Here is a 23,826-nt window from a genome sequence, read left to right on the forward strand (position 1 = left end):
GTTATGGTCTAGGATTTGCTTGGATCTTCCCGCTTTTGGCGTAAATATTTTTTATCATGCATGAACAAACTCCAAAAATATACAAAGCCCGGGAAGAGAATGGCGAAGCCGACTATATATGTGGCAAAAACAGCCCTGAATGAATTTGGATCGGTAAACGCAGAATGAATCGTCACATCAGGATAGACGAGATATGGCAAATGCGCTTTACCATACACATAGCTTGCCACCAGGTACTGTCCTGTTATCGCGATAACTGCAAGCCGAGGCATTCCAATCACTTTTTTCCCATCCTTTAAAGAGGGAAGGAAAAGAGCAAGCCCGCCTAGCAGGAAGAATCCAAATGAAAGAAATAGCAAAGGAAGGTAATCGAGCATTCTTTCGTAAAGCCAGCCTACTTCTCTTTCAAGAGTAATCATGATGGCAAGGGTCATAACCAGGGAAACAGGGCCCATAATGAGTGCATCACGTCTATATACGTTATAGGCCTCCATTTCATTTGATACTTTTGAATAATCCGCTAGCAAGAGAGATGATAAAAAGAGAGTAGAGCTGATTGCAAAAGCAAAAAACGCATACTCGTTCGGGCTTGTAAAAAGACGAACAAGGTTAAGTGTCTGACGGCCTCCTTCAAGGGTATCGATGTATTGGCCATGGGTAATCGGCAAAACACTTATCAGAAGTCCCGGTATCAAGAAACCGCATATACCAGAAACATATGTCAAAGGCTTCCTGTACTCTTCAGCAATATTTGAGAATACAAGAAACGCGCTCCTTAAAGCAAGTAACGCAAGTATTATGCTCCCTGGAATAAGCAATACAGTTCCGAGCGTATAGGCTCCCCTTGGAAACAGGCTGTATACTGCAATAACCAGAGCAACAATAAAGGTATTCGTAACTTCCCATGTCGGGGACAAATATCGGTTGGCAATATTCGTTGCCTTTGTTTTTGGTTTATTGATGTAAATCATTGACCAGAAGCCTGCCCCAAAGTCCATGGTTGCCATGACGGCATAGATAAAGACAAAACCCCAGAGGATGGTAATTGCTATATAGGCATCAACCATCAGTCAACCTCCTATGTGTTTGAACTGAACAGCTGTTCATCCGGATTTTCAGCACGGTCGAGATCCCGTTGAACGGGATTTTTTTTGAAAAAATAGAGCAAAACAAAAATTGCGGCCGCTCCCAAGATGACATATACACTTGAAAACAGTATATATAGCGGCCCAAGATTTGTCTGAGTTGTCACTGATTCGGCGGTAGTAAGCATCCTATAAATGTTCCATGGCTGACGGCCTGTGCAGGCGAAGATCCAGCCCAATTCAATTGCGAGAATAGCGAGAGGTCCAGAAGCCACATATGACCAGAGCAGCCATTTCGGATATTTCGGCTTTTTTAATATTTTTTTCCAGAAGAGGCCGAATAATGATATTGCGATTAAAAATGTACCTATGAAAACCATTCCATTGAACAGTGTGTGGATAAACAGAGGCGGCCATTCCTCCTCAGGCCATTCATTCAGCCCTTTCACAACAGTGCCGAAATTATTACCTGCAAGGAAGCTTAGCGCCCATGGGATTTCAACGCCGTATTTGACCTCTTTGGTTTCAGGGTCTACAACACCGCCAATCGCAAGTGGAGCATGGGATTGGGTCTCAAATAATCCTTCAGCTGCCGCAAGCTTCTCTGGCTGGTATTCATGGAGCATTTGGGCAGATTCATGCCCGTTAACTGCAGTAAGGAGTGAAAACACTGCACCTACCACAAGTGACAGGAAAAGGGCTTTTTGGTGGAACTTATAAATTCTTGAGCCGTATTCCACTCGCATCATTTTAAAGCCAGCGACCATTGCTACCACAAATGCACCAACAACATAAGCTGAAAGGGCGACATGCCCTGCAGTTACGAAAAAGCTTGGGTTGAAAAAAGCAGCCCATGGGTCAACATTTACAATCTCACCGTTCACAATGTCGAAGCCTGCAGGAGTTCCCTGAAAGGCGTGAACATTGGTTATTAGGACAGCAGAGGCAAGTGCACCGAGGGCTACTAAAGTAAGGCTTGCAATCCGCATCCACGGTTTGATTCGTTCAGCTGCATACACATAGATCGACATAAACAAGGCTTCGACAAAAAAAGCGTAAATTTCAATTTGAAATGGTAGAGCCATCACCCTGCCGATGACTTCCATAAATCCAGGCCATAGCAAAGAAAGCTGCACACCGGCAATCGTGCCAGTCGGGATGCCGACTCCGAGCAGGACTGCAAATGCTTTAGTCCAGCGTTTGGCCATGACAACATATTCAAGGTCCTTTGTCCGTTGATATTGAAGTTCGGCCAACAGAATCATAAGTGGCAGACCAACCCCAATTGTGGCATGGATTATATGGAATCCCATAGTAGTGCCAAATAGGGACCTCGCAATCGTTAAGTCACTCATTGTATTCTCCCTTTCAAAAATTACATAGCTTCAGTGTTCACCAAAGTGGGAGATTTTACACAATTTTTCAGGATATGAAAAATCACCCTATCCATTGGGACAGGGTGATCTTGATGTTTAATTCATTGCTTTCTCAAGGGTTTTTAGATTTTGTTCCATGAGGGTAAAATAGGTTTCTTTGTTTTTAATATCCTTATCCGTCAATGTTGAGAGGTTATGGACTTTGAGAAGCTCTGCATCTGTTTCTGCCGCAATAGTTTCAGCAAGCTTAGAGGTCACGTTTTGCTCAACAAGGATGTAGTGAATATCATACTTATTAATAGTCGCAATAATTTTTTCCATATCCTTTTGGGTAGGTTCGCTGGAAGTGGACATCCCGGCAATTGAAATTTGTTCGATCCCGTATCTGGATTCCCAATAACCGAATGCTGCATGGGAAACAATTATTTTATTCAATTTTGCATTAGAGGCTGTTTCCTTAAAGCTTTGATCGAGTTTGTCGAGTTCCCCAATCAATTCATTATAATTCTGATCAAACTCAGTGCTCAAATCCGGCTTCTGTTTTGAAAGCGCATCTTTAATTGATTTTGCGAGCTCCTTGGCATAAATGGGATCCAGCCAAACGTGGGGATCAACATCTCCATGGTTATGAGCATCTTCATTTTCTTCAGTTTCTTCTTGTTCTGCGTGTTCTTCATGCCCGGATTCCTGGCTGCTTTCTGGATGAATATCCTTTGCTGCAGGAATCATCTGTACATTTTCATTTTCAAGAGTGGATTTTGCTTTGTTAACGAAACCCTCCAATCCAAATCCGATATAAAAGAACAAATCAGATTCAGCCAAGGCAATCATATCCTTTTGGGAGGGCTCAAACGAGTGTTCATCTGCCCCTGGTGGGTAAATCGTATGGACTTCAGCATGTTCACCCGCAATTCTTGCTGCGAAGTACTGCAAAGGAAAAACAGTTGTGTAAATGGTTAGTGCATCTTTATTATTCTTTTGTACCGCGTCACCGCCATTGCCGCAGCCGGCAAGTAGTATAACTGTTATTAATACCGCAAGAATTTTTTTCATAATATGCCTCCAGTAAATCGTAGCAATTCCGATTTGAAAAATAAAAAAATATAAGTAATGCGTAATGATTCCGATTTATCGACTTGATTATAATACATAAATTATAGAATGAAAGCAAGTGAAAATTGGTCATCCATAAAAAAATCATGTATTCTTATAAAGGTGCAAAATAATTGCACGCTTATCTTATGTTTAGGAAAGGTGAAAAAGACATGGACAAACTGAATGAAATTCTTGAATACAATAAGCACTTTGTCGAAAACAAAGAATATGAAAAATTTCAAACGACGAAATTCCCAAATAAGAAGGCAGTCATTCTAACATGTATGGATACTCGCCTGCTTGAACTATTACCAAAAGCAATGAATTTATCGAATGGTGATGTAAAATTAATTAAAAACGCTGGTGCATTGATTGCCCATCCATTTGGAAGTATTATGCGAAGCATTTTGGTGGCAGTTTATGAGCTGCAAGCTGACGAGGTATTCGTCATCGGCCATTATGACTGTGGCATGAATTCATTGAAGGCGGAAACAATGATGGAGAAAATGAAGGCAAGGGGAGTCAAACAGGAAACCCTCGACACTCTCGATTATTCCGGGATTGAAATCACTAGTTGGCTTCATGGATTTGACAATGTGACCGAAAGTGTGAAACATAGTGTCGAGACAATAAAAAAACATCCACTTATGCCAGCAGATGTTAATGTACACGGTCTCGTCATCGATCCGGAGACAGGCAGACTTGATTTGGTTGTAGAGGGCTATTAAATTATTGCTGGTGCTTATGATCGGCATGCTTGCGGAAACCAGGCCATTGCTCAGGGACTGGGTCAACTCCCCCGGGATGGAGAGGATGGCATCTTAGGATTCTTTTTATGGTCAGATATCCGCCCTTAAAAGCCCCGAATTGCCTGATCGCCTCCAGACCGTAGCTTGAGCAGGTAGGATAGAATCGGCAGCTCGGTGGTTTGAGGGGAGAGATGGCTTTTTGATAGAACCGGATAAGCCCAATGAATAATTTTTTAAACATATAAATAATCTCCTTGGCTCTAAACTAACAATGGTTTACTAGAGAATAAGCAATTATATATTTTCTTTTCCTACTCTACCACAACAGGGAAAGAATCGTCTAAAAGGTGAATTTCCTTAAAAGTAGATGAAAATAGTCGGATTTTATGATATGATACTAGGAAAAGGAAAAAAGGAGTGACATTCATGCCTTCAGTTGAAAGTTTTGAACTTGATCACGATGCAGTTAAAGCCCCTTATGTGCGCCACTGTGGTGTTCACAAGGTAGGCAGCGACGGTGTTGTTAATAAATTTGATATTCGTTTTTGCCAGCCAAACAAACAAGCAATGAAGCCAGATTCAATTCATACACTTGAGCACTTGCTTGCTTTTAATATCCGTAAGCATTCCGAGAAATATGACCATTTTGACATTATTGATATTTCTCCAATGGGGTGCCAAACTGGCTACTATCTTGTTGTCAGCGGTGAACCGACAGTTGAAGAAATTATTGACTTGCTTGATGCTACAATGAAGGAAGCTGTGGAAATTACGGATATTCCGGCCGCGAATGAAAAACAATGCGGACAGGCAAAGCTGCATGACCTTGAAGGTGCGAAGAAGTTAATGCGCTTCTGGCTGACACAAAGCAAAGAAGATCTTAAACAAGTATTTGCTTAAATTAAATCTTAAATAATAGAAAAAGAGGCTTTCCACGATGGAAACGCCTCTTTTTGTGTATTGAAACCTATTAATTCCGTGGTTCCCTCTCCTGATGGGCTTCAACAGTGGAAGCTTGGTCGACAGGGTCGACCGTATGCTTAAAGCCATAAGCCTTAGATGTTGTAATGACTGCCAAAGCGATAACTGCGAAAATAATAATGAAAGAAATTACCATAATTATGACCATTCCCATCCCCCTTACCGTTACTCTTACTTCCATTTTACCATAAGGCATTCGGCCTTTGGGAGAAGTCATAAAATCAGTATTTTTGTTCAGTTAAAAGCAATAAACGAAAAAAAGAGCCCCTCTTTAGGCCCTTCTTAACCCAACCCCTATGTAATAATCTAATGTATATTCCTAGGATGAAAGCCTGTCGGCCGTTGTCCATATTCATCCTTGGCGAACTTGCCCTTAAGGCTCTCAATTAAGTAAATGCCCATTAAATTATACAATTCTTGTTTATCCATTTCCTGAATCAGCGCCAACAAATCTTCGTGGCTCATTTCCTCAAGAAAGGCGAAGGCAAGCATATCGATATCCTCTTCGTCTCCGGTAAGCTTGTTGCGGTATAATTCGTAAAGCTCATCAACCAATTTCACAACATTCACCTCCAGACAAGAGAAATTTTTTATAAAGTGAAATAGGCTACTTCTGCCGTTATCTCTATACTAATTAAATACCCTTTGCATCGAAAAGTATTCCTTTAGTTTGAAGCATCATTTCTTATTTTAAACAATCTATGGCTTTAGTGGTTAAAAAATGATTAAAAGTATAAAAAAATATTGTTGAGGGATACAAAGATAAACGGGTTTGCAATTCCGCTGCATACATTCAGGCAGGGAGGGTTTGACAATCATGGATGGTCATAAGAAAACGTATTATGTTTCAATAGCAAATGGCGAGATTTCTCAAAGTGCGACTAGTTCACCCTGGAATTTTAAGATTGAAGCAACCGATGAAGAAATTACAACCTTACGGGAATATTTTGATGAAAATTATACCCATGAGTTAGGCAATTTTGTCAGAGCGCATATCCCATATCTGGAATACCACCATGATAAGGATAATGACGCTTATGATATCAGTATGCAAAAGATATACAGTATGATTCATGATCTTGGGGACGAGCAGGCAAGGAATCACATTGAATCAATGGGTATTCTAAACCAGCCGCCCAACCCCTAAGTTTCTAGCGGGTTTGTTCAAGTACAGTATCCGGAACAGAAATCTCAGTAAGTGAATTAAAGTTTGTATAAACTCCATCAAGTTCCTGGATTAGCTTTACAGGCTTTGAATTTGAGGACCATTCCATTTCTATCTTTACATTTAACCGCGAAGGATAGAAGGTTTTTTTATTAAGAGCGATTTCATAATCTAAATCTTTAATCGAGAGATTGGCGAGAAGCTCTTTATTGTCCCGCAAATCAGAAGGCAGCGTGCTTTTTGCAAATTCCTGCATACCTTGGTTGCTGTCAGTTGCTTTCAACATGACAACATATTCTTCTTCGCCTTCCTTTAACTCAAAATTCCCTTCATAATGTGAAGCCTTGTTGAGTTCGGCTGCGGGATTAAGCTTGCCGGCAGCGGCAGATAGGGCTTTTTCCGCGGAAGAGGCCGGATGCTTTGTCCACAACCTATTTCTGCTGTCATATACAAACATTCCTTGTTCGGTAAAGTACGCTTCTGTAAGATAGGGGATTTCTCCTCCTTCCATCCTCATTTCCGACTTTTGGTGGAAGGATAAAGGATTCGTCATTACATCAGTATTTAGGACTGAAGACAGTTTTATGTCTTTTTGTTCATTCTGTTCTGAAATTAGTTGTTCAATTGTCAAATTAACTGACAGACTATCAAGGAATTCAAAGGCTTTCTCTGCTTCTTGGAGGACCTGAATGGCTGTTAATTCGATATCCATGGTATCTGCCGGCTTTATCTCTGAGACACTTTCATCTTTGGTAGAGCATGCGGATAGTACAAATAGAAGGAAAATTCCTGTGATAAAGTTTGCTGTTTTCCCCAAATGTGTCCTCCTCCCCGGTAGTTTCGAACGTTACTCTCTTTTTAGCCTATCCTTAAAATGTAAAACATGATTTTACAAAAATAATTGATGCCAATTCTTTTTAAAGCTACCATTAAAGTAATGATACAGCTACCATTTCTATTTTGCGAGGGTAAATATATGGTCGAGTTTAAAGACATTAATGGGAACAGAATTGAGCTTTCTTTTTCGAAAAGTACCTTTTCCGGGCTGGCAGGGCATGTATTAATCATGTGCGAGTTTAATGGCAGATGGCTGTTGACAAAGCACAGCGTAAGGGGATTGGAATTCCCAGGAGGTAAAGTAGAACAGGAAGAAACCCTTGAAGAAGCTGCACAAAGGGAAGTAAATGAAGAAACAGGCGCAATCCTCAAAAAGCTCTTATGGATTGCGGATTATCGCGTAACGGACAAGGACACTGGTGAGTCTTTCGTAAAGGCGGTTTTCTGGGGAATTGCCGACAGGATTGAACAAAAGGAGACATATTACGAAACAGAAGGGCCAACTTTGCTTAAAGGAAATCTCGATCTGGAACGGCATGGCCAAAAGTTCAGTTTTATTATGAAGGATGAAGTCATAGGAGAGTGCCTCAAACAATTGGAAAAGTTCAGGGGAGAACAATAATGGACGGCCGGCATAAAAGTGCTCGGCCGTATTTTTCTACCAGTCTATTCTTTTACAAGCTTTCTTTCAACCAGGGCTACAAGCTGATACATAAGGGTTGCGAATACGGCTATAACAAGCAGTGAGAGCAGGACCAGGGTGAAATTGAACACCTGGAATCCGTAAATAATCATATAGCCAAGGCCTTTCGAGGAAGCCAGGAATTCCCCAACAATGACACCGACCCATGAAAGGCCGACATTTACCTTCAAGGTCGAGATGATTGTCGGAAATGAAGCAGGGAGAATTGCTTCCTTAAAGCACTGAAACCTCGTTGCCCCGAAGGTCTGTAAGACTTTCAGGTAATTGGGATCGACTTCCCTGAAAGAGGTGTAAACGACGATGGTAGTGATTATGATTGATATAATCGCTCCCATTGAGATGATTGAAGCAAAACCAGGACCCATTGCAACTATTAAAATTGGCCCTAGCGCGACTTTAGGCATGGCATTCAGGACAACAAGATAAGGGTCTAAAATTCTTGATAAAAGCGGGGACCACCAAAGGATGGCTGCAATCAATGTTCCCAGGAACGTTCCCAACAGAAAACCGGCGACCGTTTCCGTCAGGGTTATGCCGAGGTCAGCAAGAAGTGTCCCGTCCTGCAGTTTTGTTAAAAGCAATTGCCATATTTTTGTTGGTGCGCTGAAAATGAGCGGATCAACCCATTCCTTGCGGCTGCTGATTTCCCAAACAGAGAAAAACGCGGCAAATATTAGAAGCTGATAAAATCGGACTAAAAGCTGTTCTTTTTTTAGGTTCTTTAAATATTGAGCATGCTGGGAGCTGATAAGGGTCTGAGGGTTATTCAAGTGACTCCAGCTCCTTCCATATTTCTTTAAACAATTTTCCATAGCTTTCGTGGTTTCTAGTATCAAATGGCTGGAGTTTTCTTAATTCCTCAGGAATATCAAAAACTTTATGGATGCGGCCCGGGCTTGCCGAAAATAAGTAAACACGATCGCTCATGGCAATGGCTTCTCCAATATCATGTGTCACCAGGATAGCTGTCTTTCCCAAACTTTTTAACGTTGTTAATACAAGGTCCTCAAGCTTTAATTTCGATTGGTAGTCCAGTGCGGAGAATGGCTCGTCAAGCATGAGCACCTTTGGTTCGGCTGTAAGTGTCCGGGCAAGGGCAGCCCGTTGCCTCATTCCTCCAGATAGCTGTTTAGGTAACTTTTTTTCAACTCCTGGCAACCCAATATCCTCCAGAAGCTTTATTGCCTGGGCCTTCCTTTTCACTGTTAAATTTTTCGATAGTTTGAGGCCAATTAGGACATTTTCCTCGATTGTCTTCCATGGGAACAGATAATCCTGCTGAAGCATATATCCAATATCGCTCCTAGCCTGTTCGATTTCCTTGCCGCCAAGCTGAACTTTGCCCTCTGTTGGATTAATCAGGCCGGCAATGATTGAAAGCAAGGTCGTCTTTCCACAGCCACTCGGGCCCAGGAAGGAAATGAACTCTCCCTCCTCAACAGAAAGAGTGATATTGGAGAGGGCCGTAACCGCCATATCTTTTGTAAAATAGGTGTGGCTAATTCCTTCAATGGATAGGAAACTCATGCAGCGGCCTCCTTCGCTTTGTTTTATCTCAATTGGTTATCCATAATGGAGGGCCTGAATCACGCCCTCCATTAAAGGAAATGTTATTTTACTTTTTCAGCTATCTCTGTGTTCACGAGTGTTTCATGCTCAATCCTCTTAGGGAGCTCTCCTGCTTCATCCATGATATTCTGGAGGTTATCCCATTCTTCTTGATCAAGGATGGGGTCCGTTGCGAATGAACCCTGGCTCTTGTATCGTTCAATAACCGTTGCCATTATATCGAGGTCTGTGTCTTCGAAGTAAGGCTGAATCGCTTTTGCAATTTCTTTTGAATCAGTATCCTGAACCCATTGCTGTGCTTTGTAGATCGCTTTAGTGAAGCTTTCAATGGTTTTAGCGTTTTCTTTCATATAGCTTTCTTTTGCCATAAAAGTGGTATAAGGAATATGTCCGGACTCGGTTCCAAATGAAGCAATAACATGGCCTTTTCCTTCTTTTTCAAATATGCTGGCAGTTGGTTCAAAGAGCTGAACAAAGTCGCCTGTCCCGGATGCAAAGGCTGTCGCGATGTTCGCGAAGTCGATATTCTGGATTAGAGTTAAATCTTTGTGCGGGTCAATTCCGTGTTTTTTTAAAACAAACTCGCCTGCCATCTGAGGCATGCCGCCTTTGCGTTGGCCAAGAAAGGTAGTGTCTTTCAACATATCCCAGGAAAAGTTATCGATTTTTTCACGGGCTACGAGAAAAGTCCCGTCCGTTTGTGTTAGCTGGGCAAAGTTGATGACTGGGTCACTTGAGCCCTGTGCCTGCACATAAATGGATGTTTCAGATCCGACAAGGGCGATATCAGCACCATTGGAGAGAAGGGCAGTCATAGTTTTGTCGCCTCCAGGTGTTGTCGTTACCTGCACATCCAGCCCCTCGTCTTTAAAAAAGCCTTGTGCAAGGGCAACATATTGAGGAGTGTAGAATAGTGAATGGGTTACTTCTGCAACACGCACCTTTTCAAGCTTTTTCTCTGCGGGTTTATCCTGGCAAGCTGCAAGGGGCAATGCAAGAAGCAAAGCAATCAAGAGCAGGTAACTTCTCTTGAACCGTTTGAACATAGTGGTTTACCTCCCGAATTAAATGAATTGGGCTAAGTGCCTGTGATATCGTATGAAACAGAAATGATTGTGTGAATGCCCATAAGGGGAAAATAAGGAGGAAATTGAATGGAAAAAGCAGTCGATGGAAAAATCATCACAATGGATACATTCCCATCTCCAAATCCTGATATTGGTTTATGGCTTGTTACATATATGTCAGGCGGTTTAAAGGTAAAAGGCCTCCTCGCAAAGCCCCTTAAAGGAGATACATTTGATGCATTTTTGTATTTGAGGGGCGGAATAAAAAATGTAGGAAAAGTACGGCCCGCAAGAATTGCTCAGTTTGCTTCTGAGGGCTTTGTAGTTTTTGCGCCTTTTTATAGGGGCAACCAGGGAGGAGAAGGCGACGAAGACTTCGCAGGTGAAGACCGGCTTGACGCTTTCTCCGCTTTCCAATTACTAAAGGGAATCCATGGAGTCACTCATATCCATATTTTTGGTTTCTCAAGAGGAGGAGTTATGGCATTACTAACTGCCCTTGAGTTTCCTGAGTCTGCATCTGTCGTTACATGGGGCGGTGTAAGTGATATGAGCCTCACCTATGTGGAGCGTGAAGATTTAAGAAGGATGATGAAGAGGGTCATCGGAGGAACCCCGGTGAAATATCCAGAACGGTATGAAAGCAGGACACCGTTATACGAGCTGGAACGGCTTGTGCCACCGGTATTGATTATTCATGGTGTTCATGATGATAATGTATCAATCGACCATGCCTACAGGTTGGAAAAACGGCTCAAAGAACTTGGAAAGGAACCGGAAACGTGGTACTTCGATGACTTTACTCACTACTTTCCCCCGGCCGTAAATAGAAAAGTCGTCAAAGACCTCTGTGCATGGATGAAAAGGCAGGCAAAGTAGTGGTACTATATAAGAAAAGCGCAAGCGCATTGATCAGCCCCGACCAGCCTAAGACGGGACCCGCAGGAGGGCCTGCCCTCCGGAGGGGCACGGCTTAAGACCTCGAGGGGCTAGGCGCTGAAGCTAGACAATTCTTCTAAAAAGAAAAGCATTCTGTTACTAGCAACAAAAGGATGGAAAAAGGAGGAACAGTTATGGGGATGCCTCTTGAACTCAACACCATGATTGTGACAAAAGGCAAGGAACAAAGAATTGAGGAAAACTTGTTTATCCTCGAAAAGGCAGGATACCGGCTTTATCCTATTGATATCCCAATCGATATCAGAAGGACAATTGATGCCGATTCAAGTGGGACAGCGAAAATTAAGAAGGTTGAATGGGAAGGCGCGTTAACGCGGATTACCTATGAACTCACTTCACTTTATTCACCAAATTAACAGAAAAGAGGAAGCGCCTTGGTCAGCGCCGTATGAACTGGAGGGCCTCGAAGGAGATAAAGGAAACACAATGAGCGCAAGCGAATCGATGTTGACTTATCGTAACGAGGGGACCGAAGTACACTAGGCGCTAGGCGCTGGAGCTAGACAAAAAAAAGCGGAAGCGCCTTCGTGACAGGCAGAAGGCGCCTCGCAACAGGCAAAAATTGCCTCCGAGACAGGCAATCGCCTCGAGGCAGACAAAAATCGCCTGTCACTGCGATGATTATTCATGGTAGCATTTCTTTGTGTCACTGCGATGATTATACTGCTGGAGCTATCATTGTGGAGCTAGACGTAAGAAACTCAATAAAAAGCAAAAAAAGAGGCTTCTCACAGGAAAGCCTCTTTTTTGTCCAGGAATTATTGCAATGGACCGCCAAGCTGTTCGATGGTAGGGTCGACGCCTTGAAACTTTTTAAAGTTTTCACGGAACTGGGCTGCCAATTCTGTTGCCTTGCGCTTATACTCTGCAGCATCCTGCCATGTTTTCTCCGGCTGTAGGACCGCATCGGGAACTCCCGGTACATGAAGCGGTACATAAAGGCCAAAAATCTCATCGCGGACTGTATCAATATTGTTGAGTTCGCCTCCAAGTGCAGCCTGGATCATGGCCCGTGTGTAGCTTAGCTTCATCCTGCTGCCAACTCCGTACTCTCCGCCGGTCCATCCAGTATTAACGAGAAAGACCTTTGAGTTATGCTCAAGGATTTTTTCTCCAAGCATTTCTGCGTACCGGTTTGCTGGAAGCGGAAGGAAAGGAGCTCCAAAGCATGTAGAGAAGGTGGCTTGAGGCGATGAAATGCCCCGTTCTGTTCCGGCCAGCTTTGACGTATATCCGCTTAGAAAATGGTACATAGCCTGTTCCTTTGTTAGTTTTGAAATCGGAGGGAGTACCCCAAATGCATCCGCTGTAAGGAATACAATTGTATTTGGATGGCCAGCAACGCTTGGTGTAACGATATTACGAATTGCTTCTAGCGGATAAGCAGCCCTCGTGTTTTCTGTTAATGTGCCATCATCATAATTAGTTTCGCGGGTGTCCAAGTTGACCGCAACATTTTCAAGTACTGCCCCAAAACAGATGGCGTCAAAAATTTGAGGTTCTTTTTCTCTTGAAAGGTTGATGGTCTTGGCATAGCAGCCGCCTTCAATATTAAATACCCCATTGGATGACCAGCCGTGCTCATCATCTCCAATCAGACGGCGGTTGGCGTCGGCTGAAAGCGTTGTCTTTCCAGTTCCCGATAACCCAAAGAATAAGGCGACATCTCCTTCCATGCCCACGTTCGCTGAGCAATGCATCGGCATGATCCCGGATTCAGGGAGGAGGTAATTCATAACTGAGAAAATAGATTTTTTCATTTCGCCTGCATATTCAGTTCCACCAATAAGAACGGTTCTTTTTTCAAAAGAAATGATGATGAATGTTTCTGAGTTTGTTCCATCAAGTACAGGATCGGCTTTAAAGCCGGGAGCTGAAATGACCGTGAATTCCGGTTTATTTGAAGAAAAATCTGTATGGCCAGGACGGATGAACAATTGGCGGGCGAATAAGTTATGCCAGGCATATTCATTGATAACCTGAATAGGCAGTTGGTATTTCTTATCAGCACCGGCATAACCGTTAAAAACAAAAAGTTCATTTTTTTGTTTTAAATACTCAATTACTTTATTATATAAGGTAGTAAAGTTTTTTTCGGAAATAGGGCGGTTAATCTTGCCCCAGTCAATCTTGCCTCTGATAGATGGCTCGTCGACTATAAATTTATCTTCTGGAGAGCGTCCAGTGTATTTACCGGTCGAAACGGATACTGCACCTGTTGAAGTAAGGATGCCTTCCCCGCGGCTAAGAACTTTTTCGACGAGTTGGGGTACAGAAAGTTGGGTAAGTATGTTTTCCCCGTTTAAGAGATTGCTCAGGTTCTCTGGAATTTGTACTCCGTTCATGTTAATTTAATTTCCCCTTTAAGATATTTTAGTGAATCCTCATCCCGAAAACAGTATAACACATTAGCATAAATGGGGTATATTATTAAACGTTTGATTAATTTAAAAAAATGGAGGCGGTTACGGCTTGCTTGCGCTCTATGATGGAAACTGTGCTTTATGCAAAGCTTCAAAGGAGAAGTCAAATAAACTTGACTGGTTAGGAAGGATTCAGTGGATTTCGTTGCAGGAGTATGAAAAAAAGGGCCTGCAGCCTTCTTTTCAGGCGGTAGACTTGAGGCGGGAGCTCCATCTTATAGAAGGTGTGAAGCTTTATAAAGGCTTTTTTGCCGCTAGAAAAATGCTCCTCCAATTTCCGTTAACCATATTGCCAGCCCTCCTGCTCTATATTCCCTTCGCATCACTCATTGGTATTCGAATCTATAACTGGATTGCCAGGAATCGCTACAAATGGATGGGAACAACCTGTGAGGATGGAAGTTGCTCACTTTAATCAAGTTTTTCCCACCATGTTTGCCATTTTGCCAAAAACTAATTAAAAATTTGGTTAAATCCATTGACATGCCTCTTGAGTATGATAATATTTACCCTTGAACGGATACTCTCTTATCCTGAGCCGGTGGAGGGACAGGCCCTACGAAGCCCGGCAACCTGCTGAAAAGCGACAGTTTTCAGAAAAGGTGCCAACCTGACGCAAGGCGATTGCCTTGAACGATAAGAGTGAAAGGCGCTAATCATTCAATTGAACCTTTCCTCTAACCAGGGAAGGTTTTTTATTTTGTTCCCGCTCAATTTAGGCAGTGGTATACATATTTAGACATAAAAACCCTATGTTTACTTCATACTACTTAGGGAAATGAGTACCGTGACCGAGGTTTTCGGCTGGCCGGATCGTGTCCTAAGCTGACCTCATTTAATTAAAACTAGCCGCTAAATCTGGAGGCTTAGTTGCTCCAATAGGAGAGTGAAATTTGTTTTAATTTTTACTGTTCTATCAGTTAAAAAATATAGGAGGAATCCAGATGCCATCAAAACGCCGTTTATTTACTTCTGAATCAGTTACAGAAGGTCATCCAGATAAAATCTGCGACCAAATTTCTGATTCGATTTTAGACGCAATCCTGGAAAAAGACGCAAATGCCCGTGTAGCAGCTGAAACGTCTGTTACAACCGGTCTAGTCCTCGTAGCAGGGGAAATTACTACTTCAACGTATGTTGATATTCCAAAAATTGTCCGTGAAACAATTAGGGAGATTGGTTATACACGTGCCAAATATGGCTTTGACGCTGATACCTGCGCAGTATTAACCGCAATTGACGAGCAATCTGCCGATATCGCACTAGGTGTTGACCAGGCATTGGAAGCCCGTGAAGGCCAAATGAGTGATGAGGAAATTGAAGCGATTGGTGCGGGTGACCAGGGCCTTATGTTCGGCTTTGCCTGCAACGAGACCGAAGAGCTAATGCCGCTTCCTATTTCACTTGCGCATAAACTGTCACGCAGGCTGGCTGAAGTACGTAAAAACGAAACACTTGCATACTTGCGCCCGGATGGGAAAACTCAAGTAACGGTTGAATACGATGAAAACGACAAGCCAGTTCGTATTGATACCATTGTTATCTCCACCCAGCACAGTCAAAAGGCAACACTAGAGCAAATTCAAAAAGATTTGAAAGAACATGTTATTAACCCTGTTGTTCCTTCTGATTTAATTGATGAAAACACTAAGTATTTCATCAATCCAACTGGCCGTTTTGTTATCGGTGGACCTCAAGGGGATGCCGGTCTCACAGGCCGTAAAATCATTGTTGATACGTACGGCGGTTATGCCCGCCACGGCGGGGGAGCATTCTCCGGTAAAGATCCAACAAAAGTTGACCGTTCCGCTGCCTATGCAGCCCGGTATGTTGCTAAAAATATTGTAGCGGCAGGCCTTGCAGAAAAAGTTGAAGTCCAGCTTGCCTATGCCATCGGTGTAGCGCGCCCAGTATCAATTTCTATTGATACTTTCGGAACTGGTACAGTAAATGAAGACATCCTGATTGAACTAGTTGAATCTAACTTCGACCTGCGTCCTGCTGGTATTATCAATATGCTTGATTTGCGCAAGCCAATTTACAGGCAGACAGCTGCCTACGGGCACTTTGGCCGCAATGATGTTGACCTCCCTTGGGAGCGTACCGATAAGGCAGCGATTTTAAAGGAACAAGCATCTAAATAGGTTCAAATATCGGGGGTTACATGATGATGTAACTCCCGTTTTTCTTTTTCGTCAAATTGTCTGATGGTGTTTGAAGCAATTTTTCTGGGTAGTAGTATCCATAGCAGGGAAGAGCTATTAAGAAGCAGCCGTGGCTAATTTTTCCTGCAGCTATCTATGCCATTTTTTACAGAAAAATGATAGTATAATATGGCATGCCGAAAATAAAAGGCATAGTAATTCTACCATGCGTAAATAAAATGCAATGATCGGAGTAGGTGAACTACATAATGTGCGGTTTTATAGGTTGTGTCCATGAAAAGCCACAAAGTTATTCAGGTGAAGACAAACAGCTATTTAAAAACATGAATGATATCATCACACACAGGGGTCCTGATGATGATGGTTACTATTTTGATGAACATATCCAGTTTGGGTTTAGACGCCTAAGCATTATTGATATTGAATGCGGAGCTCAGCCGCTTACTTATGAAAATGAGCGATATTGGATTATTTTTAATGGAGAAATCTACAACTATGTTGAGCTTCGTGATGAGCTGTTAAAAGAGGGATTAAATTTTGCTACACATTCTGATACAGAAGTCATCATTGCTTTATACAGCCATCTGAAGGAAAAAGCCGTTGACAGGCTTCGTGGCATGTTTGCGTTTGTAATTTGGGATAAGCAAGAAAAAGTATTGTTCGGAGCACGAGACCACTTTGGTATTAAGCCATTCTTTTATCATGAAGAAGGTGGAAAGACCTACTTTGCTTCTGAAAAGAAAAGTATTTTGCTTGCCTTAGATAAAAAGGAAATGAACTACGATTCACTTCAGCATTATTTGACCTATCAGTTTGTCCCTGAACCAGAGACGATGACAGAAGGTATTCATAAGCTTGAACCTGGCCACTACTTTATTAAAAAAGCAGGCAAGCCAATGGAAATTAAACGGTACTGGAAGGCTCGTTTTTCACCGGTCGCAAAGTCCGAGGATGATTTTACGAAAGAAATCCGTGATATCCTCTTCGATTCAGTCAAAATCCATATGCGTTCCGATGTTCCTGTAGGCTCATTCCTTTCAGGCGGGATTGACTCATCTATCATCGCTGCGATTGCCAAGGAGTTCCACCCTGCAATTAAGACGTTCTCTGTAGGATTTGAACGAAACGGCTTTAGCGAAATTGATGTCGCGAAGGAAACTGCGGAAAAGCTCGGTGTAGAGAATATCTCATATGTGATTACGCCTGAAGAATATATGAATGAGATTCCTAAAATTATGTGGCATATGGATGACCCGCTGGCTGATCCGGCTTGCGTGCCGCTTTATTTTGTTGCCCGTGAAGCAAGGAAGCATGTTACCGTTGTCCTGTCGGGGGAAGGTGCGGACGAATTGTTCGGCGGCTACAATATTTACCGCGAACCAGGCGACCTGCAAGTTTTCAATAAAATTCCGCGTGTCGGCAAAGTCCTTTTAAAAGGGATAGCAGGAATCATGCCTGAAGGAACAAAAGGAAAGAGCTTTATAGAGCGTGGAGTAACTCCAATGGAGGAACGCTACATTGGAAATGCGAAAATGTTCTCCGAGGACGAAAAGCGCGAACTTCTTAATGTATACAAAAATGGCCTTGATTTTACTGACATTACAAAACGGCTTTATGCGGAGAGTACCGGATACAATCCTGTTGACCGTATGCAATATATTGATATTCATACCTGGATGCGGGGAGATATTCTTTTAAAAGCAGACAGAGTGACAATGGCACATTCTCTGGAGCTTCGTGTACCGTTTCTTGATAAAGAAGTATTCCGGGTAGCATCGCAAATTCCATCAGACTTAAAAACAGCTAATGGAACGACGAAATACATTTTGCGGAAAGCAGCCGAGAGCTTTGTGCCAGCGCACGTTCTGGACAGGAAGAAGCTTGGTTTCCCTGTACCAATCCGCCACTGGCTCAAGGATGAAATGAATACTTGGGCGAAGGACATCATCCGTGAAAGCAATACAGATCATCTATTCAATAAGCAGTATGTATTGAACCTGCTCGATGACCATTGCCAAGGCAAAGCAGACAACAGCCGGAAAATCTGGACTGTTCTTATGTTTATGGTTTGGCACCAAGTCTTTGTTGAAGAGAAGTATTCGTTTGGTCAAACCAGCGAGATCCAAGCCGCGAGAAATTAATCGGAAAAGCGCAAGCGCCTTGGTCAGCGCCGTATGGACTGGAGGGCCTCGAAGGAGATAAAGGAAACACGATGAGCGTTAGCGAATCGATGTTGACTTATCGTAACGAGGGGACCGAAGTGCACTAGGCTCTAGGCGCTGGAGCTAGACAGTTCTCAATTAAAAGGAGGCGACCCAGCCGGGTCAGCCTCCTTCTCTATAATAATCATTCCTTGTTTCCTTGAGATACGGCTTTGTAATACTGGGCCTTTTCTGCGTATTCCTTTGTAATTCTTTGCATCTCCCGGATATCATCCTCATTCAGTTCCCTAATGACCTTTGCCGGCCTGCCGAGGGCCAGTGTGCCAGGCGGGATTTTTTTGCCAGGCGTAACAAGGCTTCCAGCACCTATAAATGCACCTTCGCCTATTTCAGCTTTATCCATGACAATTGAGCCCATTCCAACAAGGGAATTCTTGCGAAGAATACAGCTGTGTAAAATGCATTGATGCCCCACAGTTACCTCATCTTCAATGATAAGCGGGTTATTCGGGCTCTGGTGAAGGACAGAGTTGTCCTGTATACTGACTTTTTTACCAATGATAGTTGGAGCGATGTCACCACGGATTACGGTGTTGTACCATACACTTGATTCCGGGCCGATTTCAACATCACCACTTATGGTCACAAAATCTGCGATGAATGCCGTATTATGTATTTGTGGATACTTCCCTTTATATGGGTAAATCATTTTGACACTCCTTTAATACAAGCTATATAAGATGAACTAATGAATCTTATCTTAATTGGAGCGGAAGGCGCGAAGACTCCTGTGGGAGCAGCGGGACAGGTGAGACCCCGCAGGCGAAAAGCGCCGAGGAGGCTCACCGCCCGCCCCGCGGAAAGCGAAGCGCCTGGAGCGGAAATTAAAAAGCAGCTTAAACTAATTAGTTCATCTTTTATACGATTATTGTAACGAAGCCACAGAAAGATGCAAAGCATATTGGGTTTTTAAGAGACATAAGTGTGATATAGTACTTTAATGAACAGTTCGGTCTTTAGGAGGAATTTCGTATGTGGAAATGGGAAGCAGACGGTGAAGCAAAAGCAGTAATTGTCATCGTTCATGGGGCAATGGAGCACCACCGCCGCTATGGCTGGCTGATTGAAATGTGGAGAACATCCGGTTTTCATGTAATTATGGGTGATCTTCCCGGACAGGGAATGACAACACGATCAAGCCGCGGCCATATCGATTCCTTCGATGATTATTTGGTTGAAGTAAAGGATTGGATTCAAGCAGCATATACATATGGCCTGCCTGTGTTTTTGCTGGGGCATAGCATGGGTGGATTAATTTCGATACGGCTTTTGCAAGAAGAACAACTTACTCTGGCAGGAGTCATTCTGTCTTCGCCTTGCCTGGGTCTCATTCACCAGCCTTCCAAGGTTATTAATGGCCTTTCTTATGGTTTGAATGTAGTTTTCCCATCCCTTCGCATGAATTCGGGACTCACTGTCCAGATGGCTACCCGGAACAAAGATGTCCAGGAAGCAGATTCAAATGATACTTTGTACGTTACCAAGGTATCTGTCCGCTGGTACCGTGAACTGCAGGACGCTATGAAAACGGCATTTGAAGAGCTTGATAAAACTCAGGATACGCCAACTCTTGTCATGCAGGCTGGGGATGACCTGATCGTAAATAAAAAGGCAGTCAGCACCTGGTTCAATCATGCTCCGCTATCTGAAAAACGTTATAAAGAGTGGCCAGGTTTGTACCATGAAATTTTCAACGAGCCAGAGCGTGAGCAAGTGTTTCAATACTCAATTGATTTTGTTCATAGCCAATTGCGCGCAATCGGTTATGTTCTTTAGAAAGTAGGAGGGAGCTCCGTCGTTTTTTTAGGTCTCCCTCCTTTATTATTTTCGGTGAAGGACGGTTGGACACGATTTTAAGGACTGTTCCCGTCTTCATAGGCTTGATGAAGGACGGCTAGGACTTATTTTAAAGTCTGTTCCCGTCTTCATTAGTAAATTAAAGGAAACACTAGAATCCAGCATACTTTTTTAAAAAAAGTGCAAATACAAGTAGGTGATTTAGAATTGATGATTCCAGCAAAACCAGTCAGCCTGATGGCTCTAAGTTATAGAAAGATATTCCCTGCTGTAAAGGAAGAATTGGCTTATTGGAAACAGCGGGCAGAAGCAATTCCGAATCATGAGCTCCGTAATCAGGCAATTGCAAGTATCAACACCAAAACGTTTCATTGCGAGGGCGGCTCCATCATTGCTTTAATTGCAAAAAACGAGTATAGAAAGGCAATTAAGTTTATTGTCGCCTATCAAACCATCAGTGATTACCTAGATAACCTTTGTGATCGCAGTACCTCACTTGATCCCGATGATTTTGCCGCGCTTCACGATGCTATGTTTGATGCCCTCTTGCCTGGGCCAACCCTTGGGGATTATTACAGCAAAAGGGAAGATAAGAATGATGGTGGTTATTTAGCCGATCTCGTTGGCACTTGTAAACAAGTTCTTCAATCCGTAAGCAGTTATCCTGTGATCGTGGATCATCTTCTCGATCTTTGTGGCTATTACTGTGAACTGCAGGTCCACAAACACGTTCACCCCGATGAAAGGGAAGGACGGTTAAAGGAATGGTTTAGCCGCCATAAAAAAAGTATGCCTGAGATGGATTGGTATGAGTTTTCTGCTTGTTCCGGCTCGACACTGGGTATTTTTTGCCTGGTTTCCTATGCGATAGGAAGTCCGATGGGGGAGGAGAATGCCAAAAAAGTAGTCAATGGTTATTTCCCCTATATTCAGGGGCTCCATATTTTATTGGATTATTTTATTGATCAAGATGAGGACAGGCTTGGCGGAGATCTCAATTTTTGTTTTTATTATCAAGATCAGGAAGTCCTGTTCAATCGGCTGCTCCATTTTATGGAGGAAGCTGATCGCCACACAGAAGGGCTTCCACATCAGCAGTTTCATATGATGATTAATCGAGGACTTTTGGGATTGTATTTGTCAGACAGTAAGGTGCAAAGCCAGGAGGGTGTCAGGAAGCTTGCTAAAAAAATTATAAAAGCGGGCGGCCCTGTAAGTAAATTCTTTTATATGAACGGGCTGGCATACAGGTTTTTTCAAAAAGTCCGTTTGAACTAGCTTAGGTAGAGACTGATTAAAATTAAGCATCATGGAGAGTATGACCCGTAAAACGTCCGTTCAAGAAGTAAATGTACCCTAACAAGCTGCATTGAATGGTTTTGAGCTCTAAGGCTAGTCAAAATGTACCCAACAAGCTGTATTGGAATTGTTTTGAGCTCTAAGGCAGGCCAAAATGTACCCAACAAGTTGTATTGGAATCGTTTTGAACTATGAAGCCAGGCAAAATGTACCCAATAAACCAGGGCATAATACCGCTGCCACGCAATTTTAAATTTAGGTGGCAAACCAAGTTAAATTAAATCGAAAAAGGCATTCGCATAAGCGAATGCCTTATCTCTTTTCAATGGCTACAATAAAGGGAGGATTGTTTTTCTGATTGATGAAACCGTATTGCAGGACATGCGCCTGTTTTTGGTCGAGCCCACCAGCAAATTTAAGCAAACCGTCACGTTCTTCCTCGCCTCCATCATGTCCATGATAGACGACAAGAACGATAATACCTCCGGGTTTTAGCATTGCAAATAGCTGTTCAACAGCCGAAATGGTTGTCCCCGGTCTGGTTATTATGCTTTTGTCGCTGCCCGGAAGGTAACCAAGATTAAAAATGGCAGCGTGTATCTTGCCATGAAAGCTCGCAGGAATACACGAAGATACAAGCTCATGGCCTGTTTGGAACAGCTTTACCCTGTCAGCTATCCCGCTTTGTTCAAGCCGGGCAGAGGTAGAGCTAATTGCTTCAGGCTGAATATCGAGAGAGAAAACAGTACCGGTTTCTCCAACAAGATTGCCCAGGTACAGAGTATCATGTCCGTTTCCCATCGTTGCATCGACCGCGCTGCCGCCTTCCTCAACGGCTTTTTGTAATAGCCCTCTTGCGAAAGGGAGGATTCCGTCAAGCTTCATAGTAAACATCCTTTTTTCATATCGAAACTTCCACCTTTTTGTAAAACTTTCCTTGCCAGCTGTTACGGCGCAGCAGTTCAGCGTCAATTGCGTTTAAGACCTCCCATTTATTCACACTCCACATGGGACCGATCATGAGATTGATTGGCCCGTCACCGGTTATCCGATGGATAATCATTTCTGGCGGCAGTGCCTCAAGCTGATCACAGACAAGGTTGATGTACTCGTCAAAGGACAAAAACTCAAGCATGCCTTTTTCATATTGTTTCACCATTGGTGTTCCTTTAAGAAGGTGAAGAAGATGGATTTTTATTCCTTGTACATCTAGTTTTGCAACCTCTAGAGCCGTTTCCATCATCATATCAGTTGTTTCAAGAGGCAGGCCGTTAATAATATGGGTACAGATTCGGATTCCATGTTTTCTAAGTTTTTCAACGCCTTTTACATAACAGTCAAAGTCGTGAGCCCTGTTCACAATTTGAGCTGTCTTCTCATGTATAGTCTGCAGGCCAAGTTCAACCCAAAGGTAGGTCCTTCCATTCAACTCGGCAAGATACTCTACAACGTCATCAGGCAGGCAATCTGGCCGGGTTGCAATTGAAAGCCCAACTACGCCCTCTTTGTTAAGTACAGTTTCAAACTTTTCCCGCAGCTCGGAAACTGGAGCATGCGTATTTGTAAATGCCTGAAAATAGGCCATGTATTTGCCATCTTTCCATTTTGAATGCATCTTTGCCTTTATTTCATTGAATTGAACCTCAAGCTCATCGGTGCGCCTTCCTGCAAAATCCCCGGAACCTGCTGCACTGCAAAATGTGCAGCCGCCATGGGCTACCGTGCCGTCACGGTTCGGACAATCAAAGCCGCCATCCAGGGCAATCTTGAATACTTTATGGCCAAACTGGCTTCGCAAGTGATAATTCCAGGAATGATACCGTTTATGGTCCAGTGCATAAGGGAAAGGGTTAGGATCTTTCATTTGGGGTCACCCCATTGTTCATTAGTTTTGCCAAGCAATGGCATAAAATGAATTTTACCATGAAAGTGTAGGATGAGCCATTTCATTTCTTCCCAATAATATCGAGTGATAGTAAAAGCTATAGGAGACAAAATAAGAATGAAACTGCTTTACGCAGGTTCCGGTCCAAGGACTGATAAACCAGTAGGGGGGAATCCAATGGCAACCCGCCAATCAATTGAAGACTACATCCATAGATGCCAGGAAGCGATTGAGTTTGCACAGGATCAGTATAACCATACTGCAAGGCAGGAACATTATAACGCAGAGGGTTATACGCAAGCGTTGCAGACACTCGAGGATGCTTATAATGAGATGGCTGTTCTTGCCCTGAGTGCGAACTCGCAACAGCGCGAAAGGCTGAACAGGATGAGGCTTCAGCTTCAGCAAGTCCAGAACGATCTTATTCTGCAGCGCTACTAGGGAGGCT

General features: G+C 43.0%; 26 protein-coding genes and 1 riboswitch. Of the genes, 12 read left to right on the forward strand and 14 right to left on the reverse strand.

The features are described from left to right. Positions 1-8: 8 nt before the first annotated feature. The 3 genes from TY16_RS22860 to TY16_RS22870 form a co-directional block, all read right to left on the reverse strand. The gene (locus TY16_RS22860) at positions 9-1,067 is read right to left on the reverse strand and encodes a cytochrome d ubiquinol oxidase subunit II (RefSeq protein WP_043934023.1); all 1,059 of its coding nucleotides are present in this window, start codon (positions 1,065-1,067) and stop codon (positions 9-11) included. Positions 1,068-1,078: 11 nt separating this feature from the next. Next, complete coding sequence (locus tag TY16_RS22865) at positions 1,079-2,440, reverse strand: cytochrome ubiquinol oxidase subunit I (protein WP_043934024.1); 1,362 nt, start codon at positions 2,438-2,440, stop codon at positions 1,079-1,081. 117 nt (positions 2,441-2,557) lie between these two features. Beyond that, positions 2,558-3,514, reverse strand: coding sequence for a metal ABC transporter solute-binding protein, Zn/Mn family (locus TY16_RS22870; RefSeq protein WP_043934025.1), 957 nt, complete (start codon positions 3,512-3,514; stop codon positions 2,558-2,560). A 212-nt stretch (positions 3,515-3,726) separates the two neighbouring features. Here TY16_RS22870 and TY16_RS22875 point away from each other — a divergent pair, with 212 nt between their 5' ends. Beyond that, complete coding sequence (locus TY16_RS22875) at positions 3,727-4,284, forward strand: beta-class carbonic anhydrase (protein WP_043934026.1); 558 nt, start codon at positions 3,727-3,729, stop codon at positions 4,282-4,284. Position 4,285: 1 nt separating this feature from the next. Here the strand turns inward: TY16_RS22875 and yidD are convergent, their stop codons facing one another. After that, entirely contained in the window at positions 4,286-4,546 is a 261-nt protein-coding gene (yidD, locus tag TY16_RS22880; RefSeq protein ID WP_043934027.1) for a membrane protein insertion efficiency factor YidD, read from the reverse strand. A gap of 185 nt (positions 4,547-4,731) precedes the next feature. Here yidD and TY16_RS22885 point away from each other — a divergent pair, with 185 nt between their 5' ends. Beyond that, positions 4,732-5,205: an S-ribosylhomocysteine lyase gene (locus TY16_RS22885; RefSeq protein WP_043934028.1), complete on the forward strand. Its 474-nt coding sequence runs from the start codon at positions 4,732-4,734 to the stop codon at positions 5,203-5,205. 70 nt (positions 5,206-5,275) lie between these two features. Here the strand turns inward: TY16_RS22885 and ytzI are convergent, their stop codons facing one another. Both ytzI and TY16_RS22890 read right to left on the reverse strand, forming a co-directional pair. Further along, positions 5,276-5,434: a YtzI protein gene (gene ytzI / locus TY16_RS25975; protein ID WP_081773084.1), complete on the reverse strand. Its 159-nt coding sequence runs from the start codon at positions 5,432-5,434 to the stop codon at positions 5,276-5,278. 158 nt (positions 5,435-5,592) lie between these two features. Then, entirely contained in the window at positions 5,593-5,847 is a 255-nt protein-coding gene (locus TY16_RS22890) for a DUF6154 family protein (RefSeq protein ID WP_043934029.1), read from the reverse strand. 256 nt (positions 5,848-6,103) lie between these two features. Here TY16_RS22890 and TY16_RS22895 point away from each other — a divergent pair, with 256 nt between their 5' ends. Continuing rightward, positions 6,104-6,433: a hydrolase gene (locus TY16_RS22895; protein WP_081773085.1), complete on the forward strand. Its 330-nt coding sequence runs from the start codon at positions 6,104-6,106 to the stop codon at positions 6,431-6,433. A 4-nt stretch (positions 6,434-6,437) separates the two neighbouring features. On the opposite strand, the gene TY16_RS22900 is transcribed toward TY16_RS22895, so the two are convergent. After that, positions 6,438-7,268 carry a DUF6612 family protein gene (locus TY16_RS22900; RefSeq protein WP_043934030.1) on the reverse strand — a complete coding sequence of 277 codons (831 nt, stop codon included), beginning with the start codon at positions 7,266-7,268 and terminating at the stop codon, positions 6,438-6,440. Between the two features lie 159 nt (positions 7,269-7,427). On the opposite strand from TY16_RS22900, the gene ytkD reads away from it, so the two are divergent. After that, entirely contained in the window at positions 7,428-7,910 is a 483-nt protein-coding gene (ytkD, locus tag TY16_RS22905; RefSeq protein ID WP_043934031.1) for an RNA deprotection pyrophosphohydrolase, read from the forward strand. 44 nt (positions 7,911-7,954) lie between these two features. Here ytkD and TY16_RS22910 read toward each other — a convergent pair whose 3' ends face one another. The 3 genes from TY16_RS22910 to TY16_RS22920 all read right to left on the reverse strand — a co-directional run bounded on the left by TY16_RS22910 (position 7,955) and on the right by TY16_RS22920 (position 10,606). Beyond that, complete coding sequence (locus tag TY16_RS22910) at positions 7,955-8,761, reverse strand: ABC transporter permease (RefSeq protein ID WP_231505665.1); 807 nt, start codon at positions 8,759-8,761, stop codon at positions 7,955-7,957. Beyond that, the gene (locus TY16_RS22915; RefSeq protein WP_043934033.1) at positions 8,754-9,518 is read right to left on the reverse strand and encodes an ABC transporter ATP-binding protein; all 765 of its coding nucleotides are present in this window, start codon (positions 9,516-9,518) and stop codon (positions 8,754-8,756) included. The genes TY16_RS22910 and TY16_RS22915 overlap by 8 nt, the downstream gene beginning before the upstream one ends. A gap of 83 nt (positions 9,519-9,601) precedes the next feature. After that, the gene (locus TY16_RS22920; RefSeq protein WP_043934034.1) at positions 9,602-10,606 is read right to left on the reverse strand and encodes an ABC transporter substrate-binding protein; all 1,005 of its coding nucleotides are present in this window, start codon (positions 10,604-10,606) and stop codon (positions 9,602-9,604) included. Between the two features lie 108 nt (positions 10,607-10,714). Between TY16_RS22920 and TY16_RS22925 the strand changes: the two genes are divergently transcribed. After that, the gene (locus TY16_RS22925) at positions 10,715-11,506 is read left to right on the forward strand and encodes an alpha/beta hydrolase family protein (RefSeq protein ID WP_043934035.1); all 792 of its coding nucleotides are present in this window, start codon (positions 10,715-10,717) and stop codon (positions 11,504-11,506) included. Between the two features lie 194 nt (positions 11,507-11,700). Beyond that, positions 11,701-11,943, forward strand: a complete 243-nt coding sequence (locus TY16_RS22930) for a DUF2584 domain-containing protein (RefSeq protein ID WP_043934036.1) — start codon at positions 11,701-11,703, stop codon at positions 11,941-11,943. Positions 11,944-12,345: 402 nt separating this feature from the next. On the opposite strand, the gene pckA is transcribed toward TY16_RS22930, so the two are convergent. Continuing rightward, on the reverse strand, positions 12,346-13,932 hold the full coding sequence (pckA, locus tag TY16_RS22935) for a phosphoenolpyruvate carboxykinase (ATP) (RefSeq protein WP_043934037.1): 1,587 nt from the start codon (positions 13,930-13,932) through the stop codon (positions 12,346-12,348). Between the two features lie 127 nt (positions 13,933-14,059). Between pckA and TY16_RS22940 the strand changes: the two genes are divergently transcribed. The 3 genes from TY16_RS22940 to asnB all read left to right on the forward strand — a co-directional run bounded on the left by TY16_RS22940 (position 14,060) and on the right by asnB (position 18,316). After that, positions 14,060-14,425, forward strand: coding sequence for a thiol-disulfide oxidoreductase DCC family protein (locus TY16_RS22940; protein WP_043934038.1), 366 nt, complete (start codon positions 14,060-14,062; stop codon positions 14,423-14,425). Between the two features lie 110 nt (positions 14,426-14,535). After that, positions 14,536-14,653, forward strand: a riboswitch (SAM riboswitch). Between the two features lie 301 nt (positions 14,654-14,954). Continuing rightward, a complete protein-coding gene (gene metK / locus TY16_RS22945; RefSeq protein WP_043934039.1) occupies positions 14,955-16,154 on the forward strand; it encodes a methionine adenosyltransferase in 1,200 nt (399 codons plus the stop codon). Between the two features lie 269 nt (positions 16,155-16,423). Further along, the gene (gene asnB, locus TY16_RS22950; protein ID WP_043934040.1) at positions 16,424-18,316 is read left to right on the forward strand and encodes an asparagine synthase (glutamine-hydrolyzing); all 1,893 of its coding nucleotides are present in this window, start codon (positions 16,424-16,426) and stop codon (positions 18,314-18,316) included. 205 nt (positions 18,317-18,521) lie between these two features. On the opposite strand, the gene TY16_RS22955 is transcribed toward asnB, so the two are convergent. Further along, positions 18,522-19,046 (reverse strand): gamma carbonic anhydrase, encoded by a 525-nt coding sequence (locus tag TY16_RS22955; protein WP_043934041.1) that lies wholly within the window; start codon positions 19,044-19,046, stop codon positions 18,522-18,524. Between the two features lie 323 nt (positions 19,047-19,369). On the opposite strand from TY16_RS22955, the gene TY16_RS22965 reads away from it, so the two are divergent. After that, entirely contained in the window at positions 19,370-20,173 is an 804-nt protein-coding gene (locus TY16_RS22965) for an alpha/beta hydrolase (RefSeq protein ID WP_043934043.1), read from the forward strand. A 228-nt stretch (positions 20,174-20,401) separates the two neighbouring features. Then, positions 20,402-21,472, forward strand: coding sequence for a tetraprenyl-beta-curcumene synthase family protein (locus tag TY16_RS22970; protein ID WP_043934044.1), 1,071 nt, complete (start codon positions 20,402-20,404; stop codon positions 21,470-21,472). A 333-nt stretch (positions 21,473-21,805) separates the two neighbouring features. Here TY16_RS22970 and TY16_RS22975 read toward each other — a convergent pair whose 3' ends face one another. Both TY16_RS22975 and TY16_RS22980 read right to left on the reverse strand, forming a co-directional pair. Further along, positions 21,806-22,378, reverse strand: a complete 573-nt coding sequence (locus tag TY16_RS22975; RefSeq protein ID WP_043934045.1) for a class I SAM-dependent methyltransferase — start codon at positions 22,376-22,378, stop codon at positions 21,806-21,808. Between the two features lie 16 nt (positions 22,379-22,394). Next, the gene (locus TY16_RS22980; protein ID WP_043934046.1) at positions 22,395-23,357 is read right to left on the reverse strand and encodes a TIGR01212 family radical SAM protein; all 963 of its coding nucleotides are present in this window, start codon (positions 23,355-23,357) and stop codon (positions 22,395-22,397) included. A 138-nt stretch (positions 23,358-23,495) separates the two neighbouring features. On the opposite strand from TY16_RS22980, the gene TY16_RS22985 reads away from it, so the two are divergent. After that, positions 23,496-23,819: a YtzC family protein gene (locus TY16_RS22985; protein WP_442853237.1), complete on the forward strand. Its 324-nt coding sequence runs from the start codon at positions 23,496-23,498 to the stop codon at positions 23,817-23,819. The last annotated feature ends 7 nt before the right edge of the window (positions 23,820-23,826 follow it).

Origin of the sequence: Bacillus sp. EB01, from assembly GCF_000613125.1 — a bacterium.
Taxonomy (GTDB): Bacteria; Bacillota; Bacilli; order Bacillales; family Cytobacillaceae; genus Bacillus_D.

Bases quoted from the DNA above. Each gene is read 5' to 3' on its own strand.
- TY16_RS22860 (WP_043934023.1), bottom strand. From the start codon at position 1,067: ATGGTTGATGCCTATATAGCAATTACCATCCTCTGGGGTTTTGTCTTT.
- TY16_RS22865 (WP_043934024.1), bottom strand. From the start codon at position 2,440: ATGAGTGACTTAACGATTGCGAGGTCCCTATTTGGCACTACTATGGGA.
- TY16_RS22870 (WP_043934025.1), bottom strand. From the start codon at position 3,514: ATGAAAAAAATTCTTGCGGTATTAATAACAGTTATACTACTTGCCGGC.
- TY16_RS22875 (WP_043934026.1), top strand. From the start codon at position 3,727: ATGGACAAACTGAATGAAATTCTTGAATACAATAAGCACTTTGTCGAA.
- yidD (WP_043934027.1), bottom strand. From the start codon at position 4,546: ATGTTTAAAAAATTATTCATTGGGCTTATCCGGTTCTATCAAAAAGCC.
- TY16_RS22885 (WP_043934028.1), top strand. From the start codon at position 4,732: ATGCCTTCAGTTGAAAGTTTTGAACTTGATCACGATGCAGTTAAAGCC.
- ytzI (WP_081773084.1), bottom strand. From the start codon at position 5,434: ATGGTCATAATTATGGTAATTTCTTTCATTATTATTTTCGCAGTTATC.
- TY16_RS22895 (WP_081773085.1), top strand. From the start codon at position 6,104: ATGGATGGTCATAAGAAAACGTATTATGTTTCAATAGCAAATGGCGAG.
- ytkD (WP_043934031.1), top strand. From the start codon at position 7,428: ATGGTCGAGTTTAAAGACATTAATGGGAACAGAATTGAGCTTTCTTTT.
- TY16_RS22915 (WP_043934033.1), bottom strand. From the start codon at position 9,518: ATGAGTTTCCTATCCATTGAAGGAATTAGCCACACCTATTTTACAAAA.
- TY16_RS22920 (WP_043934034.1), bottom strand. From the start codon at position 10,606: ATGTTCAAACGGTTCAAGAGAAGTTACCTGCTCTTGATTGCTTTGCTT.
- TY16_RS22925 (WP_043934035.1), top strand. From the start codon at position 10,715: ATGGAAAAAGCAGTCGATGGAAAAATCATCACAATGGATACATTCCCA.
- TY16_RS22930 (WP_043934036.1), top strand. From the start codon at position 11,701: ATGGGGATGCCTCTTGAACTCAACACCATGATTGTGACAAAAGGCAAG.
- pckA (WP_043934037.1), bottom strand. From the start codon at position 13,932: ATGAACGGAGTACAAATTCCAGAGAACCTGAGCAATCTCTTAAACGGG.
- metK (WP_043934039.1), top strand. From the start codon at position 14,955: ATGCCATCAAAACGCCGTTTATTTACTTCTGAATCAGTTACAGAAGGT.
- asnB (WP_043934040.1), top strand. From the start codon at position 16,424: ATGTGCGGTTTTATAGGTTGTGTCCATGAAAAGCCACAAAGTTATTCA.
- TY16_RS22955 (WP_043934041.1), bottom strand. From the start codon at position 19,046: ATGATTTACCCATATAAAGGGAAGTATCCACAAATACATAATACGGCA.
- TY16_RS22965 (WP_043934043.1), top strand. From the start codon at position 19,370: ATGTGGAAATGGGAAGCAGACGGTGAAGCAAAAGCAGTAATTGTCATC.
- TY16_RS22975 (WP_043934045.1), bottom strand. From the start codon at position 22,378: ATGAAGCTTGACGGAATCCTCCCTTTCGCAAGAGGGCTATTACAAAAA.
- TY16_RS22980 (WP_043934046.1), bottom strand. From the start codon at position 23,357: ATGAAAGATCCTAACCCTTTCCCTTATGCACTGGACCATAAACGGTAT.
- TY16_RS22985 (WP_442853237.1), top strand. From the start codon at position 23,496: ATGAAACTGCTTTACGCAGGTTCCGGTCCAAGGACTGATAAACCAGTA.